The 12,915-nt window shown below is 64.5% G+C and carries 16 protein-coding genes; 7 read left to right on the top strand and 9 right to left on the bottom strand.

The window, feature by feature from the left end; genetic code table 11:
- Nucleotides 1-10: 10 nt before the first annotated feature.
- Nucleotides 11-1,063: an asparaginase gene (locus tag CWE16_RS00430; RefSeq protein ID WP_131592103.1), complete on the top strand. Its 1,053-nt coding sequence runs from the start codon at nucleotides 11-13 to the stop codon at nucleotides 1,061-1,063.
- Here the strand turns inward: CWE16_RS00430 and CWE16_RS00425 are convergent.
- The 6 genes from CWE16_RS00425 to prfB form a co-directional block, all read right to left on the bottom strand.
- Nucleotides 1,060-1,767 (bottom strand): MBL fold metallo-hydrolase, encoded by a 708-nt coding sequence (locus CWE16_RS00425; protein ID WP_131592101.1) that lies wholly within the window; start codon nucleotides 1,765-1,767, stop codon nucleotides 1,060-1,062. The genes CWE16_RS00430 and CWE16_RS00425 overlap by 4 nt on opposite strands.
- A 32-nt stretch (nucleotides 1,768-1,799) precedes the next feature.
- Nucleotides 1,800-2,408 carry an anthranilate synthase component II gene (locus CWE16_RS00420; RefSeq protein ID WP_131454945.1) on the bottom strand — a complete coding sequence of 203 codons (609 nt, stop codon included), beginning with the start codon at nucleotides 2,406-2,408 and terminating at the stop codon, nucleotides 1,800-1,802.
- Between the two features lie 8 nt (nucleotides 2,409-2,416).
- Nucleotides 2,417-2,896, bottom strand: a complete 480-nt coding sequence (locus CWE16_RS00415; protein WP_131592099.1) for a diacylglycerol kinase family protein — start codon at nucleotides 2,894-2,896, stop codon at nucleotides 2,417-2,419.
- 8 nt (nucleotides 2,897-2,904) lie between these two features.
- Nucleotides 2,905-3,474 (bottom strand): rRNA maturation RNase YbeY, encoded by a 570-nt coding sequence (gene ybeY / locus CWE16_RS00410; protein WP_131592097.1) that lies wholly within the window; start codon nucleotides 3,472-3,474, stop codon nucleotides 2,905-2,907.
- Nucleotides 3,471-3,650, bottom strand: coding sequence for a DUF3285 domain-containing protein (locus CWE16_RS00405; RefSeq protein WP_131592928.1), 180 nt, complete (start codon nucleotides 3,648-3,650; stop codon nucleotides 3,471-3,473). The genes ybeY and CWE16_RS00405 overlap by 4 nt, the downstream gene beginning before the upstream one ends.
- 39 nt (nucleotides 3,651-3,689) lie before the next feature.
- A protein-coding gene (gene prfB, locus CWE16_RS00400; RefSeq protein ID WP_131592095.1) for a peptide chain release factor 2 occupies nucleotides 3,690-4,818 on the bottom strand; the annotation gives its coding sequence in 2 pieces (ribosomal slippage) (nucleotides 3,690-4,742 and nucleotides 4,744-4,818; 1,128 coding nt in all).
- A gap of 80 nt (nucleotides 4,819-4,898) precedes the next feature.
- Here prfB and grxC point away from each other — a divergent pair.
- Both grxC and gshB read left to right on the top strand, forming a co-directional pair.
- Nucleotides 4,899-5,162 carry a glutaredoxin 3 gene (gene grxC / locus CWE16_RS00395; protein ID WP_131592093.1) on the top strand — a complete coding sequence of 88 codons (264 nt, stop codon included), beginning with the start codon at nucleotides 4,899-4,901 and terminating at the stop codon, nucleotides 5,160-5,162.
- An 11-nt stretch (nucleotides 5,163-5,173) separates the two neighbouring features.
- A complete protein-coding gene (gshB, locus tag CWE16_RS00390; protein WP_131592091.1) occupies nucleotides 5,174-6,100 on the top strand; it encodes a glutathione synthase in 927 nt (308 codons plus the stop codon).
- Here gshB and CWE16_RS00385 read toward each other — a convergent pair.
- Nucleotides 6,088-7,503, bottom strand: coding sequence for an isochorismate synthase (locus tag CWE16_RS00385; RefSeq protein ID WP_131592089.1), 1,416 nt, complete (start codon nucleotides 7,501-7,503; stop codon nucleotides 6,088-6,090). The two genes, gshB and CWE16_RS00385, sit on opposite strands and share 13 nt — an antisense overlap.
- A 68-nt stretch (nucleotides 7,504-7,571) precedes the next feature.
- Here CWE16_RS00385 and menA point away from each other — a divergent pair, with 68 nt between their 5' ends.
- The 4 genes from menA to CWE16_RS00365 are packed head-to-tail and all read left to right on the top strand — an operon-like array spanning nucleotide 7,572 to nucleotide 11,103.
- Complete coding sequence (gene menA / locus CWE16_RS00380) at nucleotides 7,572-8,546, top strand: 2-carboxy-1,4-naphthoquinone phytyltransferase (RefSeq protein ID WP_131592088.1); 975 nt, start codon at nucleotides 7,572-7,574, stop codon at nucleotides 8,544-8,546.
- A gap of 4 nt (nucleotides 8,547-8,550) precedes the next feature.
- A complete protein-coding gene (menC, locus tag CWE16_RS00375; RefSeq protein WP_131592086.1) occupies nucleotides 8,551-9,552 on the top strand; it encodes an o-succinylbenzoate synthase in 1,002 nt (333 codons plus the stop codon).
- Entirely contained in the window at nucleotides 9,549-10,841 is a 1,293-nt protein-coding gene (locus CWE16_RS00370; RefSeq protein WP_131592084.1) for an AMP-binding protein, read from the top strand. Before menC ends, CWE16_RS00370 begins: the two co-directional genes overlap by 4 nt.
- Nucleotides 10,825-11,103, top strand: a complete 279-nt coding sequence (locus tag CWE16_RS00365) for a TM2 domain-containing protein (protein ID WP_131454936.1) — start codon at nucleotides 10,825-10,827, stop codon at nucleotides 11,101-11,103. The genes CWE16_RS00370 and CWE16_RS00365 overlap by 17 nt, the downstream gene beginning before the upstream one ends.
- A 168-nt stretch (nucleotides 11,104-11,271) precedes the next feature.
- Here CWE16_RS00365 and CWE16_RS00360 read toward each other — a convergent pair whose 3' ends face one another.
- Both CWE16_RS00360 and CWE16_RS00355 read right to left on the bottom strand, forming a co-directional pair.
- The gene (locus CWE16_RS00360) at nucleotides 11,272-11,733 is read right to left on the bottom strand and encodes an acyl-CoA thioesterase (RefSeq protein WP_131592082.1); all 462 of its coding nucleotides are present in this window, start codon (nucleotides 11,731-11,733) and stop codon (nucleotides 11,272-11,274) included.
- Nucleotides 11,723-12,907 carry an NAD(P)H-quinone oxidoreductase subunit H gene (locus tag CWE16_RS00355; RefSeq protein WP_131592080.1) on the bottom strand — a complete coding sequence of 395 codons (1,185 nt, stop codon included), beginning with the start codon at nucleotides 12,905-12,907 and terminating at the stop codon, nucleotides 11,723-11,725. Before CWE16_RS00355 ends, CWE16_RS00360 begins: the two co-directional genes overlap by 11 nt.
- Between the last annotated feature and the right edge of the window lie 8 nt (nucleotides 12,908-12,915).

Below are 12,915 nucleotides of genomic sequence, written 5' to 3'. Positions count from 1 at the left end.
CTGATTGCTGATGAGCGAGCGGCCCTCCCAGTCCCTCCCCCGTCTGTTGGTGCTTTGCACGGGTGGCACCATCGCCGGCACCGGTGAGTCGCGCCTTGCCCTGGAGGATTACAACGCCGGGGTGATCGACGGTAAGCAGTTGCTCGCAGCGTTGCCGGATGCCAGCTGCGTGGCCGATCTGGAGGTGGAACAGCTCGCCAACATCGACAGCGCTGATATGAGCCATCGGCTCTGGCTGCAGCTGCTGCGGCGGATCGATGCAGCCTTCCATCAGGATCCTGGCCTCAGCGGTGTGGTCATCACCCATGGCACCAACACCCTGGAGGAAACCGCCTACTGGTTGCATCTCGCACTCGGACATGCCAGGCCCGTCGTGCTGGTGGGAGCCATGCGGCCCTCCACAGCGTTGAGTGCGGATGGTCCCCTCAACCTGCTGCAGGCCCTACAGGTGGCCGTGCATCCCCAGGCTGTTGGTCGTGGGGTTCTCGTGGTGATGGACGGGGAGATTCATGGTGCCCGCGAGGTGACGAAGGTCGCCTGCTCCGGGGTCGCAGCCTTTCGCTCCCCCGGTCACGGGCGCCTTGGCACGGTCGATGGTGATGGCGTGCGCTTCACCCGCACACCTAGCCATCGCCACACCACCGATTCCGGGCTGGTGGTTGATTGGTCCTCGTTCGCGGCCATGCCGGACCCTGAATGCTGGCCGTTGGTGGAGATCCTGTATGGCTACGTGCAGCCGTCGACGCGGCTGATTGAGGCCTTGATCGACGCTGGTGTCGATGCTCTGGTCTTTGCGGGAACCGGGGCGGGACAGCTCTCTTGTTTCGAGCGGCTGGCGTTGGAGCGCAAGTGCCTGGCGCAGGGGAGGTGCCAGGAGGTTCCGCTGCTCGTTCGCACGTCACGCACCGGCCGGGGTCGGGTGCCGGCGCGGTCGGATGATGAGCTGCTCGGTTTGCTTCCAGCGGAAGATCTGAGCCCCCAGAAAGCGAGGGTGCTGGTGCTGTTGGCGCTGCTGCAAGGGGCGGACCGCCAGCGGCTCGCCGACCTGCTGCTGACGCACTAACGCATCACATCGATGACGGTGCCATCGCCGAGGCCGGTGGGAACCGAGAGGGTGGTGCCAGCACGACGCACCTCCGTGCCGGCCATGGCATCAAGGAAGGGCTGGATCCCGCTTTGATCGCAGCCCGCAGGGGTGGGTCCGCTCACGTACTGCACGGGGATGACCCGACGGGGATTGAGCTCCTTCACCACTTTGGCGGCCTCCGCAGCGTTGTAGACCTTGGCGCCGCCACCGACGCCGATGATCAGCACATCCGGGCGACCCAGCAGCACCTTGTCTTCACCACTGAGCTGAGCTGCGGTGCCCCCCAGATGGGCGAAGCTCAATCCTCCCTGTTGCCAGCGCCAGAGGGTGGACTGGCCGAAGCGTCGTCCGCCGACCCGGTCATGGGGTGCGGCGAAGCCTTCAAGCTTCAAGCCGCCGACCCTGTAGGAACCAGGCTTGGAGAGGAAGGTACCCCCGGCGATGCGGGCACCCTCGTCGGCCAGTTGTGAGCTGGCCAGGATCACCGTGGCGTTGACCCTCGGTTCCCGAAGGCCCTTGGCGCAGCCCACGGCCTTGAAGGGGTTCACGAGCACCGATTGGCCGCCACCGTTGATCAACAGGGCGCTGTGGCCATAGCTGGTGATTGTGACGCCGCCAGCGATCGCCGCTCCGGGCAGTGCTGCTGCAATCAGGGCCGAGGCCAGCGGGCGGACAAGCATGGGCGGAGGCGGAGTCCGATGGAAGCTGGAAGCTAGCAGTGGTGAGCGCCACCCTCCGCCAACTTCAGAAAGTTGGCCAGGAGCTGGTGCCCGGCTTCGGTGAGCACGCTCTCGGGATGAAACTGCACGCCCTGGAGGTGGGGAAAGTCCCGATGCTGCAGGCCCATGATCGTGCCGTCTTCCAGCCAGGCCGTCACCTCCAGGCACGCGGGTAGGGTCTCGCGGTCAGCGATCAGGCTGTGGTAACGGGTGGCGGTGAGCGGCTGGGGCAAGCCCGCGAACACGCCATCACCCTGATGCAGCACCGGTGAAGTCTTGCCGTGCATCAGCTCCGCTGCCCGCACCACGCGACCTCCATACACCTGGGCCAGGGCCTGATGGCCGAGACACACTCCCAGGGTCGGCACCGTTGGCGAGAGTTCGCGCAGGACCTCGAGGCAGACTCCCGACTGGTCTGGGTCCCCAGGGCCTGGGGAGAGCAGGATCGCGTCGGGATTGAGGCTGCGGATCTCGTCCAGGCTCAAAGCGTCATTGCGCTCCACCCGCAGATCCGCAGCCAGCGGGTGCTGGTCGGCGAGCTCACCGAAGTACTGCACCAGGTTGAAGGTGAAGCTGTCGTAGTTGTCGATGACCAGGAGCATGGGGGCGATTATCCGTGAAGGCGCTCCAGCAATGGAGGGAGGAGGAGCAGCAAGGCGATGAGCAGGGAGCTGATCGCTGCCACGAGCACGGCGGCGGCGGCGCAATCCTTGGCGATTCTTGCCAGGGGATGAAAGCGGCGACCGATCGCCAGATCCACCACTGATTCAATCGCAGTGTTGAGCAGTTCCAGCACCAGCACCGCCGCCACCGTGAGCACGAGCACGGCCAGCTGGATGGTGGGCAGTTGCAGCCAGAGGCCAAGACTGAACACCACCGCCCCGATCACCACATGGATTCGGAAGTTCCTTTGGCTGACGAAGCCGTAGCCCAGGCCCTGGGCTGCATAGCGGAAGCTCGCGGGCAGGTCACCGGCGATGCGCCAGGCCCCGCGCCGCGCGGCCCTGTGGCTGGCGGCAGCCTGGCTGCTGGCGTGGCTGAGCTCGTCGGTCAATGAGCGGTCATCTTCGGAGTGCAGCAGTGATCCCATCTGTTGATTCAGCTGATCTCACCCTGGGACTGAACCTTACCGTTGATGGCTAGCAGACGCTCCTGGCACTGGAGCATGGCGTTGAGCTGAGCATCGTCGGGATGGTCCCAGCCCAGCAGATGCAAAAAACCATGGCTCACGAGCCAGCGCAGTTCGTGCAGCAGGTCATGGCCATGCTCGTCAGCCTGCCGTTGAGCGGTGGGTACCGACACGATGATGTCTCCGAGTTCCAGGCAGGCATCGGCCCCGATCGGCGGATCCCCCTCCAGAGCAGGGAAGGAGAGCACATCGGTGGCTTGGGGCTTCTGACGCCACTGTCCGTTAAGGGCGGCAATTGTTGGGTCATCGCAGAACTGCAGACCAAGGCTGAACTCGGTTGCGGTCTGTACGGCCTCTGGACAGACCAGGCTCGCGTCGCTGCGCATGGCTGTGAGCCAGGTGATCAAGTCCAGCTCCCAAGCGTCTTGGCTGTTGAGCCGTCCCTGGAGCTGAGCATCGGCCTCGGCGTCCATCAGGTCTGAGGGTGCGGCCTGGAAGGCGAGGTCGATGCTGATCACTGGATCCGCAGTTGTGCTCATTGCGGCAGGGTCGGTCGCCCAAGCCAGGCGACCACCAGGATGAAGCCGATGAAGCCGAAGGCCGTCAACCCGAAGTGGACAAGGCTCTGGCGACCTTTACGCACCATGTTGCGCATGGCCAGCTTCACGAAACTGGGTGGTGGTGTCGGCGCTCCCTCGCTGGTCGTGGGATCCATGGGGGCAGGGTCGTTTGACGCCGGATTGGTGCTCATCGCTCAGCTGTCCTCTTCACGGCCTGGGCTATCCACACCCTGGCGCAGCAGAGCCTGAATGAAGGGATCGAGATCACCGTCCATCACTCCTTGCACATCGGTGGTTTCGTGCTGGGTGCGGAGATCTTTCACCATTTGATAGGGGTGGAACACGTAGTTGCGGATCTGGTTGCCCCAGGCCGCCTCAACGATGTCGCCGCGGATGTCGGCGATCTCTGCAGCCCGCTGTTCCTGAGCGATCACCAGCAGCTTGGCCATCAGCAGAGCCATCGCCTTCTCCTTGTTCTGCAGCTGGGAGCGTTCCTGCGTGCAGCGCACAAACAAGCCGGTGGGGATGTGCAGGATGCGCACAGCCGTCTCCACCTTGTTCACGTTCTGACCACCGGCACCGCCGGAGCGGCTGGTGGTGATCTCCAGGTCCTTCTCGGGGATGTCGAGCTTGACCTCCTCTTCAATCTTTGGCATCACCTCCACACCGGCAAAGCTGGTCTGGCGCTTGTCGTTGGCGTTGAACGGTGAGATGCGAACCAGGCGGTGGGTGCCTTTTTCGTTGCGTAGATAGCCGTAGGCGTAGCGGCCCTCGATCTCGATCGTGCAGCTCTTGATGCCTGCTTCCTCACCTTCGCTGAGTTCGTCGACGCTCACCTTCATCCCGTGGTCTTCGGCCCAGCGGGTGTACATGCGCATCAGCATCAACGCCCAGTCCTGGGCATCGGTGCCGCCGGCTCCGGCATTGATGGACAGCACGGCGCCTTCTTTGTCGTACTCCCCACTGAGCAGGCGCTCCAGCTCCCAGCGGTCCAGGTCGTTGCGCAGCGTGGTGAGCCCCTGCTGGGCTTCGCTGAGCATCTCGTCGTCAGGTTCCAGGTCGTAAAGCTCCAGGGTGGCCTGGGCGTCATCGACGGCACCTCTCCATTGACCGAGTTGCTCGAGTTGGGCCTTCACCTCATCGAGGCGGCGCATCTGCTTCTGAGCGTTCTGTTGGTCGTCCCAGAAGTCCGGTTGGGCGGCGAGCTGTTCGAGGTCCTGTTGTCTGGCTTTGAGGGCAGGGACGTCAAAGACAGTCCTGGGCATGGCCCAGGCGGTCGGTGAGCTCAGAAAGGTCGCGCTTGAAGTCGGTGAGGTCGAGCAACGGTTGCCAGCTGATCCAATGGGTTGAACCTATCAGCGAGGTCGTACTGCATAGGATCCAGAAGCTCGGCGTGTTTCCCCATGGCTCCGGTTGAGATTTACACCTGGCGCACCTGCCCCTACTGCATCCGGGCCAAGCAGCTCCTGGATCGCAAGGGGGTGGCGTACACCGAACACGCTGTGGATGGCGATGAGCCGGGTCGTGATGCCATGGCCGCCCGCGGGGATGGTCGTCGCAGCGTGCCCCAGATTTTTATCGCTGACCGACACATCGGTGGTTGTGACGACCTCCATGCCCTCGAACGGGCAGGGGAGCTTGATGCCCTGCTCGCTGGTGACGCCTGAGGCTGCTCGCCATGCGTCACTTGTTCGTACTGGATCCACTCCAGCGCATCAATCCAGCCAAAGATTCCACCGCCGCCCTCATGGAGGCTGCGGCGAGGGCCGGTCACGAACTCTGGGCGTGCACCCCTTCTGATCTGATCGCTCTGGCCGATGAGCCCTTTGCTGTGGCCGCGCCCGTGCAGCCGGAACCCTGGATCACGATCGGCGAAGGGCAGCGTCTGCCCCTGAGTCGCTTTCACGTGATCTGGATGCGGAAGGATCCGCCCGTGGATGAGGCCTATCTCTATGCCACGCACCTTTTGGAAGTGGCGGAGCGGGCTGGCGTTCGCGTTCTTAATCGGCCCTCCTCGCTGCGCGCTTGGAACGAAAAGCTCGGCGCCCTGCGTTTCAGTCGCTGGATGGCCCCGACCCTGGTGGCTGGTCGCGTTCAGGAGCTGGAAGCGTTCGCGCGCGAGCAGGGGGACATCGTGCTCAAGCCCCTCGGGGGGCGTGCCGGCCTCGGCGTGATTCGGGTCAGTGCCGATGCTCCGGGGCTCGGTGCTCTGCTTGAACTGGTCACCGAACAGGAGCGGCTGCCTGTGATGGCCCAACGCTTCTTGCCCGAGGTCAGCGCTGGTGACAAGAGGATCCTGCTGGTGGACGGTGAACCGCTCGGGGCGGTGAACCGGCGGCCGAAGCAAGGGGAATTCCGCAGCAACCTTGCAGTGGGCGGTCATCCGGAAGCGACTGAGCTGACGGAACGAGAACAGCGCATCTGTGAAGCCCTTGCCCCCGCCTTGCGGGCCGAAGGCTTGTTCTTCGTGGGGATTGATGTGATCGGCGGCATGCTCAGTGAGATCAATGTCACGAGTCCGACTGGCATCCGTGAGGTGGAGCGTCTGATGCAGCGGCCCCTGGCTGACCAGGTGATCGAGCGGCTTCAGGCTCAGGTGCAGTGAAGCTGGGGGCGCAGCTCAAGCTGATCCGCCAGCACGGTGAGCTTGAGTCCCACTTCCTGCAATTCGCGTTCGGCTACCGAACCGCGCACCAGGCCTGCTCCGGCTGTTAGATCCAATTGGCGGTCTCGGGCATGGCCGCAGCGGATCGCCACCCGTAGCTCCGCATCTCCGGCGCTGTCAATCCAGCCGATCGGTGCGGCGTACCCCCCGCGTTCGAATGGTTCCAGGCTGCGCAGCCAGGTCATCGCCTCCCGGCGTGGCAGCCCGGCGACGGCTGGTGTTGGATGCAGAGCACCGGCGAGGGTGAGCGGTTGCTGGTCGGGGGCCGCGGCGGTGATCGGGGTGTGGAGATGCACCAGCTGGCCATGGCGTGCCAGCTGGGGACGACGGGGGCGGCGCGGCTGCAATCCCTGGGCGCGCAGATGTTCGGTGATGGCCTGCACCACCAGTTCATGCTCCCGTCGGTCTTTATCGGAGCGCAGCAGGCTGATGGCCTGTTCGTTGCGACCGGCGGTTCCGGCTAGGGCATCGCTGCGTAGCTGGCCGTTGCGCAGACTGAGCAGACGTTCCGGTGAAGCCCCAAAAAAGCTGTCATCTCTGTGGCGTTGCCAGAGGAAGCGACAGCTCCCCGCCTGTTGCTGACGCAGCCGATCCAGCAAGGGCAGAGGGTCGAGTGGGGCCTCAAGTTGGATGGACTGGCGCACCGCCAACACCAATTTGTGCAGCTCCCCTTCGTTGACCAGCTCGATGCCTCGGCGCAGGGTCGGCGCATAACGCTGCTCCCAGGCTCCTGGAATCGTGGTGCCGCTGACGGTGGAGATTCCTGGTCTCCTCTGGCTCCTTGGGTTCTGTTGCAGCCGTTCAGCCATCAACCAGAGCGTCTCCGCCAGCGAACGCACATCGCTGCTTTGGTTGACGACGCCATGCAGGCGCAGCCATCCCTGTCGGCCATGGCAGCTCAGCTGCCAGCGGGGCAGTACGGCTTGAACCGACGGGGTGCCACCAGTTGGTTGCTGTTCGCCACTCTGCTCAAAGAAGGAGAAGGCCAGCAAGATCCGGGAGCGAGCCTGGGCAGGCGCTTCCGGGTTGCCATCCAGCACCCGGGCCAGGGTTGCGTCGCTAAAGCGTTGGGCCAGCTCGAAACGTCGTGGACCCGCGAGATCCAGATGATGGCAGCGCCCTGCTGCCGCCAGGCTCAGACCTGGTGCCCCATCCCAGAGGAAGCGGAAGGGGTCGGGGGCCTCCAGCAGGGGGAGCTGGGTGAGGGGGTCCAGTCCCACCAGGGGCAGGGCCAGGCTGAAGACTCCCTCCTCTCCCTGCCGCTGTCGCCAGACATGCATGGCCCGGTCCAGCAGCTCGCTGAAGCGGATCTCGGCAGGGCTGGTGTTGGACTCAGCCGTCATCCGGCGGCATGGGTGGGTGATGCTGCTCAAATGTATGGGCCTTCATGCGGGGTTCAGGGGCCGAGTCCATGCCAGATCGTCAGGCTGTTGCATCCCTTCACGCCCCGGTGGCCGAGCGGCGTCGGCTTTGGAAGGCCGCGATCAAGTGGCCGATGTATTCCGTGGCCGTGATGCCCGTGGTGTTGGCGGCAGGTTGGCGTCTGGCTGCAGGCCAGCCCGTGCGTTGGAGCCAGGCCCTTGGTTTTCTGGTGGCAGCGGTGCTGCTCCTGCTCTGGGAAAACCTCAGCAACGATCTGTTCGATGCCGAAACTGGCGTTGACACCAACGGCAAGCCCCATTCCGTGGTGGCACTGCTGGGGCGCCGCCGACCGGTACGCCGCCTGGCCAATCTCGCCCTGCTGTTGGGTCTCCTGCTGATGCTGGTGGTCGCCCTGCGCAGCAGCCTTGCGGTGTTGTCCCTGGTGCTGGTGAGCTGTGGCCTGGGCTATCTGTATCAAGGGCCGCCCTTCCGGCTCGGCTACCTGGGCCTCGGGGAACCGCTCTGCTGGATGGCGTTCGGTCCCTTCGCCACGGCGGCAGCCCTGCTGGTGCTGGCTCCCGTTCCAGCTGCAGATCCGACCGCGGTGGTCCCCTGGGCCACGGCCCTCACCCTCGGCTCCGGCCCAGCCCTGGCCACGACCCTGGTGCTGTTCTGCTCGCACTTTCATCAGATTGAAGAGGATGCCGCCCATGGCAAGCGTTCGCCGGTGGTGCGACTGGGAACGGCGCGAGCTGCGGCCCTGGTGCCTTGGTTCGTGGCCGGAACCCTGGCGTTGGAGTGGGTGCCGATCCTGCAGGGGGACTGGCCTCCGACAGCCCTGTTGAGCGGGCTGGCTCTCCCCGCGGGTGCCGCTCTGATTCGACTGTTGAGGGAGCACCATCACACTCCTGATCGGGTTGTGGGCAGCAAATTCCTAGCCCTCCGCTTTCAGGCGCTGAATGGTTTGGGTTTGGGTGTGGGTCTCGCGCTTGGCCCTTGGCTTGGATTCGGCCCCCTGGCCTGAGCCGATGGTGATGCGGCTCCAGCTCAGGCCCTATGCCTTTGCCCTACGCGAGCCGCTTCAGACGGCCCATGGCCGCTGGCAGCAGCGATCGGGATGGCTGCTGCGTCTGGAGCAGCGTTCGTCCGCACGGCTGGGCTGGGGGGAGGTGGCGCCTCTCGATCCAGCGGAGAGGCGCGCCTGTGAGGAGCTGATGGCGCGCTGGCACCAGCCTGAGGGCATCGAGTGCACGCGAGCATCACTGGAGACCCTGCTGTTGAGGGCTCCCGCTCCTGTGGCCTTCGCTCTCGGTGCGGCTCTCGGGGAGCTCGATGGCCTGGTGGGCCGTTCGGACGATGGGGAACGACAGCCCTGGCTTCCGGCGCCGTCCTCTGCCCGGTTGCTGCCTGCCGGTGCAGCCATGCCAGCGGCCCTTGATCGGCTTTTGGCGGAGGCCGCTCCCGACCGGCCGCCCACCGTCAAATGGAAGGTGGCGGCCAGTGATCCGGAGCAGGAGTGGTCGTTGCTAGGCCTGCTTTTGGAGCGTCTGCCCAGCGGCGCTCGCCTGCGCTTGGATGCCAACGGCGGCTGGGATCGTTCCAAGGCCGATCGCTGGGTGAGGGCCCTGGAAGGGGAGCCACGCCTTGACTGGTTGGAGCAGCCCCTGGCGACGGATGATCTCCAGGGACACCTGGAGCTGGCGGAACGCTTGCCGGTGGCGCTTGATGAGTCCTTGTTGGCCCATCCGGCTTGGCGTCAGTGCTGGCCTGGCTGGCAGGTGCGGCGGCCACTTCTCGAGGGTGACCCCCGCGCGCTGCTGGCCCGGTTGCGCGCCGGAGAGCCTCGCTTGATGCTGAGCACGGCGTTTGAAACGGGGATCGGCATGCGCTGGCTGGCCCTTTTGGCAGCGCTGCAAATGCAGGGGCCGACGCCCACGGCCCCAGGATTGGCGCCGGGTTGGTGCCCTGAGGGCCCGCTGTTCAGTGCGGATCCTCAAGAGGTGTGGGATGCCGCTGCAGGGGCATCATGAGCGACTGGATGATGCTGCACTGCGATCCTGCGGCACCCGCTGCTGCAGCGGGCCAATTGGCGTTGGCTCTCGCAGAGGGCCGTTGGGTGCGTCTGCAGGGCGCTGCCGCACGCTTGCAGTCAGCTGCTCGCCAACGGCCAATCGTGGTGCCAACGCTGCCTGCGGGTCCTGGACTGGTGCTGGCCAGCGGAGGCAGCACCGGGGGAAGGCAGCTCTGCCTGCAACCCGCGGCGCATCTTGACCAATCCGCCAGGGCCACAGGGCTTTGGCTGCAACACCTCGGAGTTGAGCCCTCCCAGGCGCTGGTCTGGAATCCGCTGCCGATTCAGCACGTGAGCGGTCTGATGCCCTGGTGGCGGGCCCGCCAGTGGGGTGCGGCCCATGCCTGGTTGGCTCCCACTCTGATGAAAGAGCCCTCCTCCTTGCTGGCTTGGAGTCGGGCCAGGGCGGACTGGTGCGCACGGCCCATGCTGTTGTCGCTGGTGCCCACCCAGCTGGTGCGCCTGATGGCTGAGCCGGCCGGCGTCGAATGGCTCCAGGCCATGACGTTGATTTGGGTGGGAGGAGCCTTTCTGCCGGCTGACCTTGCCGCTAGGGCACGGGACCTTCAGCTCCCCTTGGCGCCTTGCTACGGGGCCACGGAGACGGCGGCCATGGTGACGGCGCAGGCCCCTCAGGCATTCCTTGCGGGAGAGGAGGGATGCGGCGCCCCGCTCGAGGACGTGGAGTTGCGCGTGGATGCCGATGGAGCGCTGGCGGTGCGCAGCCAGCGTCTTGCGCTGGCCAGGCTCCTTCAAGACGGCTCCCTGGAGGCGTTGGCGGATGCTCAGGGCTGGTGGCGCTCCGGGGATGCGGCGCAGCTGGTGCAGGCTGGAGGATTGGCTCAGCTGCGCATCTTGGGCCGCCTGGATGGCGCGATTCACTCCGGGGGGGTCACGGTGTTCCCCGCGCAGCTTGAGGCGCGATTGATGGCCGCAGCTCGCTCAGCGGCCCTGCCACTTGAAGCGGTGCTGCTGTTGGCTGTGGCGGATCGGGAGTGGGGTGAACGGCTGGTGGCCCTGGTGCGCTGGAGGGGGGCTGATGGGAATCCTGAGCTTGCGGCGAGACGACTTGGGGGATTGAAAGCCCTTGTGTCTGATTGGCTGCCTGCGGAGCGTCCAATCGCCTGGCATGGATGCGACGAACTCGAGCCGACTGCTGCGGGAAAATGGGAGCGTGCGCGTTGGCAGGTCTGGCTTCGGTCGCTAGAAGCGGAGCAGATCAGGCCGCGCGATGACCACCCTTTCTGACACCGAAATTAGTAACAGGAAGCTTGCGGCGGGTTTGCTGGGCGTCTTTCTTGGTTCCTTCGGCGTGCACAAATTTGTGCTCGGTTTTAATAACGCCGGGATCATCATGTTGGTGGTGAGTCTTGCTGGTGGCGTGGTGACCTGTGGTGTCGCCTCGTTTGTGATGGGAGTGATCGGACTGATCGAGGGAATCATCTATCTCACGAAAACTCCGGAGGAATTCCGCGAGCTTTATATCGATGCTCAGAAGCAATGGTTCTGATGGAACCTGGTTTCACGGGGCATAAGCGTGCGGTCGCACTCTTTGTGCCGGCGGCGGCACTCAGTTGTGTGCTGTTTGCTTCCCAGTCTCTGGCTGGTTTTCACCCCTTGGGGGTACTGCTCAGTTTGGCCCCACTCCAGGTGGTTGCACTGCTTTGGGTTTGGGCATTCAGAGGCTGCTGATGCTTCCAAGGGCCGATGCCTCCAGCCAGCGATCAATCGCTTCCGGTAGGGCGCAACGCCGGCGGGACGTGCTGCTGATCGCTAGCTGACGAATCAAGCCACGGGCTACATCCTGGTGATCCAGCTTGAAGCGATAGCGCACCTCAAAGCTCCCTGGATCGAGCCGCTGCGGGGCAACCAGAACCTGGAGATGATCACCCCCGTGCACCGGCCGCAGGAAGTCGGCGCTGCAGTGCACCACTGGCAGTGCGATCTCAGGCCACTGCTCCTGGCCGCGGCAGCCAGGAAAGACCTCACCAGCTTTCGTGCCGTAACACTCCAGGCTCTCCTCCCAGGATTCATGGCACCAGCGCAACAGCTGATGGAAATGCATCACGCCGGCTGCATCGGTGTCGCCAAAGCGCACCGTTCTCGACAGTGTTAACCAGCTGGCGGAGTCAGCGATCAACGGATCCCATGATCACGTCGATGGAGCCGAGAATCGCCATGATGTCGGCCACCTTGTGCCCCTTCAGGATGTGAGGAAGGATCTGCAGGTTGTTGCTGTCGGCGGCGCGGATCTTGAAGCGCCAGGGGGTCACGTCGTTGTTGCCCTGGATGAACACACCGATCTCTCCTTTGCCTGATTCCAGTCGGGTGTAGAGCTCTCCTTCGGGGATCTTGAAGGTGGGCGCCACTTTCTTGGCCACGTATTGATAGTCAAAGCCTGCGAAGTCGCTGTCCTTGCCCTCGGCCATGCGCTTGGCTTCCAGGTTTTCGGTCGGCCCACCGGGGATCATGTCGCAGGCCTGGCGGAGGATCTTCAGCGACTGGCGCATCTCCTCGACGCGCACGCGGTAGCGCGCGAAGCAGTCACCCTCCTTCTCCCAAGCCACATCCCAGTCGAAATCGTCGTAGCACTCGTAGTGATCCACCTTGCGCAGGTCCCAGGGCACGCCTGAGGCGCGCAGCATCGGCCCTGACAGAGACCAGTTGATGGCCTCTTCCTTGCCAATGGTTCCCAGGCCCTCAATCCGGCGGCGGAAAATCGGGTTGTTGGTGATCAACTTCTCGTATTCGTCGATCTTCGGGCCGAACCAGTCGCAGAAATCGCGGCACTTCTCCAACCATCCCCAGGGCAGGTCAGCGGCCACACCGCCGATGCGGAAATAGTTGTTGTTGATCAGGCGCTGGCCGGTGGCTGCCTCCCAGAGGTCATAGATCATCTCCCGTTCACGGAAGATATAGAAAAACGGGGTTTGGGCACCCACGTCGGCAAGAAAGGGGCCAAGCCAGAGCAGGTGGTTGGCGATCCGGTTCAGTTCCAGCATCAGAACACGGATGTAGCTGGCGCGCTTCGGAACCGGGATGTTGGCAAGCCGTTCCGGGGCGTTGACCACGATTGCCTCGTAGAACATGCCTGCCGCGTAGTCCATGCGGCTCACGTAGGGCACGAACATCACGTTCGTGCGGTTCTCGGCGATTTTCTCCATGCCGCGATGGAGGTAGCCGATGACCGGCTCGCAATCCACCACGTCTTCACCGTCGAGGGTCACCACCAGCCGCAACACCCCGTGCATCGAGGGGTGATGGGGGCCGAAGTTGACCACCATCGGCTCCGTGCGCGTTTCCAGCTGCGTCATGGGCCGTG

Origin of the sequence: Synechococcus sp. BS55D (genome assembly GCF_004332415.1) — a bacterium.
Taxonomy (GTDB): Bacteria; Cyanobacteriota; Cyanobacteriia; order PCC-6307; family Cyanobiaceae; genus Synechococcus_C.
Note: the sequence above shows the minus strand (reverse complement) of the source record. Positions and strands in the feature narration are given on the sequence as shown.